Source organism: Streptomyces sp. NPDC050423 (assembly GCF_040655445.1).
Taxonomy (GTDB): domain Bacteria; phylum Actinomycetota; class Actinomycetes; order Streptomycetales; family Streptomycetaceae; genus Streptomyces.
The window spans coordinates 1-4956 of the sequence record NZ_JBFAJY010000086.1; the positions used below are offsets into that span (position 1 = coordinate 1).

Consider the following 4956-nt stretch of genomic DNA (forward strand, 5'->3'; position numbering starts at 1 on the left):
ATCCGTCGCATACTCGATCGTGATGTCCAACCCACCCGGCCGACCATCCACCCCACGATGCTCCGCGAACGAGAACGTCACGTCGAACTTGGCGATCTCCACCTTGGAGAACTCGTACGACGCTTCCAGTCCCGGGAGTTCGGGGGCCTCGGCCGACATGTCGCCGACGGTGAGCATGACCTGGAAGAGGGGGTGGCGGGCGGTGGTGCGCTCGGGGTTGAGGGCTTCGACCAGCCGGTCGAACGGCAGGTCCTGATGGCTCCATGCGGCGAGGTCGGTCTCCCGGACGCGGGTCAGCAGTTCCCGGAAGCTCGGGTCACCACTGGTGTCGGTGCGGAGCACGAGTGTGTTGACGAAGAACCCGACGAGGTCGTCGAGCGCCTGGTCCGTACGGCCGGCGACGGGTGAGCCGAGGGGGATGTCGTGCCCGGCACCGGACCGCGACAGCAGCGTCGACACCGCCGCCTGGGCCACCATGAACAGGGTGCTGTCGGTGTCCTGGGCCAGCGAGGTCAGTGACTCGTGCAGGCCTGCCGGGCAGTGCACGGTGTGCGTGGTGCCCCGGTTGGACGCGGTGGCCGGCCTGGGCCGGTCGGCCGGGAGCGTGGCCTCCTCCGGCAGTTCGGCGAGTACGGTGCGCCAGTAGTCGAGTTGGCGTTCCTCGTCGCTTCCCAGGAGGCGCCGCTGCCAGAGGGAGTAGTCGGCGTACTGGACCGGCAGTGGCTCCCAGGCGGGGGCAGTGCCCTCGGCGCGGGCCTCGTAGGCGGTGGCCAGGTCGCGAAAGAGCGGTCCGTTCGACCAGCCGTCGGAGGCGATGTGGTGGATGACCACCAACAGGATGTGCTCCTGCCCGCCGAGCGAGAGCAGATGCGTGCGGACGGGGGGCTGGACGGCCAGATCGAAGGTGGCCGCCGAGAGGTCGGCCAGTTGTGCGGTGAGTGCCTCCTCGGTGGTGTTGATCAGGGGCAGGTCGGTGGTGGTCGGGGGCAGGACGTGCTGGTGGGGGGTGCCCTCGTGGGTGGGGAAGACGGTGCGCAGGCCTTCGTGACGGGTGGTGAGGTCGGTGAGGGCCAGTTCGAGGGCCCGGTGGTCGAGAGGGCCCTTGAGCCGCAGGGCAAGCGGGATGTTGTAGGTGGCTGAGGGGCCTTCCATCTGGTCGAGGAACCACAGCCGCTGCTGGGCGGAGGAGAGCGGAACGCGCTCCGGCCGCTCCTCCGGCATCAGCGCCGGCCGGGGCAGTTCGCCGCTGCCCGCGGTGACGCACTCCGAGAGGGCGAGCACCGTCGGGTTGCGGAACAGGTCCTTCACGCCGAGTTGGACGCCGAACGCCCGCCGGATGCGGCTGATCAGCCGGGTGCCGAGCACCGAGTGGCCGCCGCGGTGGAAGAAGTGGTCGTCGATGGTGACCGACGGCAGTCCGAGAACGGCCGCGAAGAGACCGCAGAGCACTTCTTCCTGCGGTGTGCGCGGTGCGCGCCCGTTGGTGGCGTGGGCGACCTGGGGTGCGGGCAGGGCGCGTCGGTCGACCTTGCCGTTGGTGGTGAGGGGGATCTCGTCGAGGACGACGAAGGCGGACGGGACCATGTACTCGGGCAGGGCGGCCGAGATGTGCCCCCGCAGCTCCGCCACGTCGATCCGGGCGCCGTCGGTGGCGACGAGGTAGGCGGCGAGGCGCTTGTCGCCGGGCCGGTCCTCCCGGACGACGACGGTCGCCTGGCCCACACTCTCGTGGGCGGCCAACGCCGTCTCGATCTCCCCGAGTTCGATACGGAAGCCGCGGAGCTTGACCTGCTGGTCCGCGCGGCCCAGGTACTCGACGGAGCCCGCGAGGTTCCAGCGCACGAGGTCGCCCGTCCGGTACATCCGCGTACCGGGCGGACCGAACGGGTCGGCCACGAAGCGCTCCGCCGTCATGCCCGGCCGGCCCAGGTAGCCACGGGCGAGACCGGCGCCGGCGATGTACAGCTCGCCGGGGGTACCCGGAGGAACGAGCCGCAGACCCTCGTCCACCACGTAGACGCGGTGGTTGTCGAGGGGCTCCCCGATGGGGACGGCGCCCGGGTAGTCCAGGGGCCGGTGGACGCGGTGGGTGGTGGCGAAGGTCGTCGTCTCCGTCGGACCGTAACCATTGACGACGGTGAGGTCCGGGCAGCGGTCCATGACCCGGCGTACCGCCTCCGGCGGAACCACGTCACCGCCCGCCCAGACCTCGCTCACCCCGGCGAACGCCTCGGGCGCCTCCTCCGCCATCACGCGGAACAGCCCGGCCGTCAGCCACAGCGAGCTGATTCCGCGCTCGGTCAGCAACCCACCCAGGGTCCCGGGGTCGAGGTAGCCCTGGGGTGCGACCACGACCGCGCCGCCGTTCAGCCACGGCACCCAGATCTCGTGTGTCGAGGCGTCGAAGGTGTGCGGCGAGTGGAAGAGCACCCGGGTGTGGCTGCCGTTGGCGTACATGGTCTGGGCGGCCAGGTCCGCGACATTGCGGTGGGTGACCGCGACACCCTTCGGCACCCCCGTCGAACCCGACGTGAACATCACGTACAGCCACTGGTCGGGATGGGCCGGCGCTGCCGGCGGCGTCGACGGGAGGTGGGCGAAGCCCGCGGTCCCGTCGAGCACGACGGTCTGCGCGGTGGTCCGGGCCACGACCGGGTGATCGGCCAGCACCTTGTCGGTGAGCAGGACGGGCGCCCCGGTCTCGGCGAGGATCCGCAGCAGGCGGGTGTCGGGGTCCGCGGTGTTGAGCGGGGCGTAGACGCCGCCGGCCTTGACGACCGCGAGGAGCACGGTGAGCAGGTCCGCCGACCGCTCCATCAGGACGGCGACGACGTCCTCCGGCCGGACGCCGAGGCCCACGAGGTGGCGGGCCAGCCGGTTGGCGTCCGCGTCCAGCTCCGCGTACGTCAGCTCGCGGTCGCCGTCGACCAGGGCGATCGCGTCCGGGGTGCGGGCGGCCTGCGCGGCGAACAGCTCCGCGAGACCCGCGTCGGAGGAACCGGTGACCGTGCCGTTCCAGCCTTCCAGCAGCTGGTGTCGCTCGTCCTGGCCGATGAACTCCAGCTCGCCGACGGGGATTTCGGGGCGGTCGACGGCGTCGCCCAGCAGCCGGACCAGCCGGTCGGTGACCGCCTCGACAGTGCCGGCGTCGTACAGGTCGGTGGCGTACTCGACCCTGATGTCCAGACCGTCCGGGCTGCCGTCCGCTGTGCGGTGCTCATGGAAGGAGAAGGTCAGGTCGAACTTGGAGATGTCCAGCGACGTGAAGCCCGACTCGGCCGTGATTCCCGGGAGTTCGACGGAGGGGGTAAGTGCCTCCTGGAGGGTGAGGACCACTTGGAAGAGCGGGTGGCGGGCGGTGGAACGCTCGGGGTTGAGGGCCTCCACCAGCCGGTCGAAGGGCAGGTCCTGGTGGGCCCAGGCGGCGAGGTCGGCGTCCCGGACCCGGGTCAGCAGCTCACGGAAGCTCGGCTCGCCCGTGAGATCCGTACGCAGTACGAGGGTGTTGACGAAGAAGCCGACGAGGTCGTCGAGTGACTGCTCCGAGCGGCCGGCGATCGGGGCGCCGATCGGGATGTCCTCCCCGGCTCCGGAGCGGGACAGCGCGGTGGCGACGGCGGCCTGGGCCACCATGAACAGGGTGCTGCCGGTCTCGCGGGCCAGCCGGGTCAGCCCGGCGTGCAAGGCCGCGGGGACGTGAACGCCGTGGGTGGTGCCGCGGTAGGTGGCCACCGCCGGGCGGGGGCGGTCGGCCGGCAGGGTGGCCTCGTCGGGCAGCCCGTCCAGCGTGTCGCGCCAGAACTCCGCCTGCCTCTCCCCGTCCGCCGCGAGCAGCTCGTGCTGCCAGAGGGTGTAGTCGGCGTACTGGACCGGCAGCGGCTCCCATGTGGGGGCGTCGCCCTTGGTGCGCGCCGTGTAGGCGGCCGTGAGATCCCGCAGCAGCGGGGTGGTGGACCAGCCGTCGGAGGCGATGTGGTGCATCACCACCAGCAGGACGTGCTCCTCGGCCCCGAGCGCGAACAGGGCGGCTCGGAAAGGCAGTTCGGAGTCGAGATCGAAGCTGCGCGCGGCGTGGTCGCCGAGCTCCGCGTCCAGGGTGTCCCTGGTCGCCGCGATGACGGGCAGCTCCACCCGCACCTCGGCCGCCGGGAGCTGCCACTGGTAGGCGGCGTCGTCCGCCATCCCGAAGAGGGTGCGCAGCGACTCGTGACGCACCACCAGGTCGGTGAGCGCGAGTTGGAGGGCTCGCGTGTCGAGTGCGCCCGTGAGGCGCAGGGACAGCGGAATGTTGTACGTCGCGGACGGCCCTTCCAGGTGGTGCAGGAACCAGAGGCGCTGCTGCGCCGAGGAGAGCGGCACCCGCTCCGGCCGCACAGCCTCCCGCAGTGCGGGGCGCTGCACCGCCTCCTCGCCGCCCGCTTCGACGTACTCGGCCAGAGCGGCGACTGTCGGGCCCTGGAAGAGGTCCCTGACGGTGATCTGGACGCCGAAGGTCTGCCGGATGCGGCTGATGAGGCGGGTGGCGAGGAGCGAGTGCCCGCCGAGGTGGAAGAAGTGGTCGTCGATGGTGACCGAGGTCAGTCCGAGGACTTCCGCGAAGAGACCGCACAGGACCTCCTCGCCCGGCCCCCGGGGCGCACGGCCGGTGGTCTCGACGCTCAACTGCGGTGCGGGCAGGGCTCGTCGGTCGACCTTGCCGTTGACGGTGAGCGGGATCTCGTCCAGTACGACGTAGGCGGACGGGACCATGTACTCGGGGAGGATGCCGGCCATGGCGCGGCGCACGGACTCTGTGTCGATCGAGGCGCTGTCGGCGGCGGTGAGGTAGGCGACGAGGCGTTTGTCGCCCGGCCGGTCCTCCCGGACGACGACGGTCGCCTGGCCCACACTCTCGTGAGCGGTCAACGCCGTCTCGATCTCACCGAGTTCGATACGGAAGCCGCGGAGCTTGACCTG

1 protein-coding gene is annotated in these 4956 nt (G+C 71.3%); it reads right to left on the bottom strand.

What is annotated here, in order from left to right:
• Positions 1-4956: amino acid adenylation domain-containing protein (locus AB0I52_RS32660; protein ID WP_363078775.1), on the bottom strand; the 4956-nt coding region annotated here is incomplete at both ends.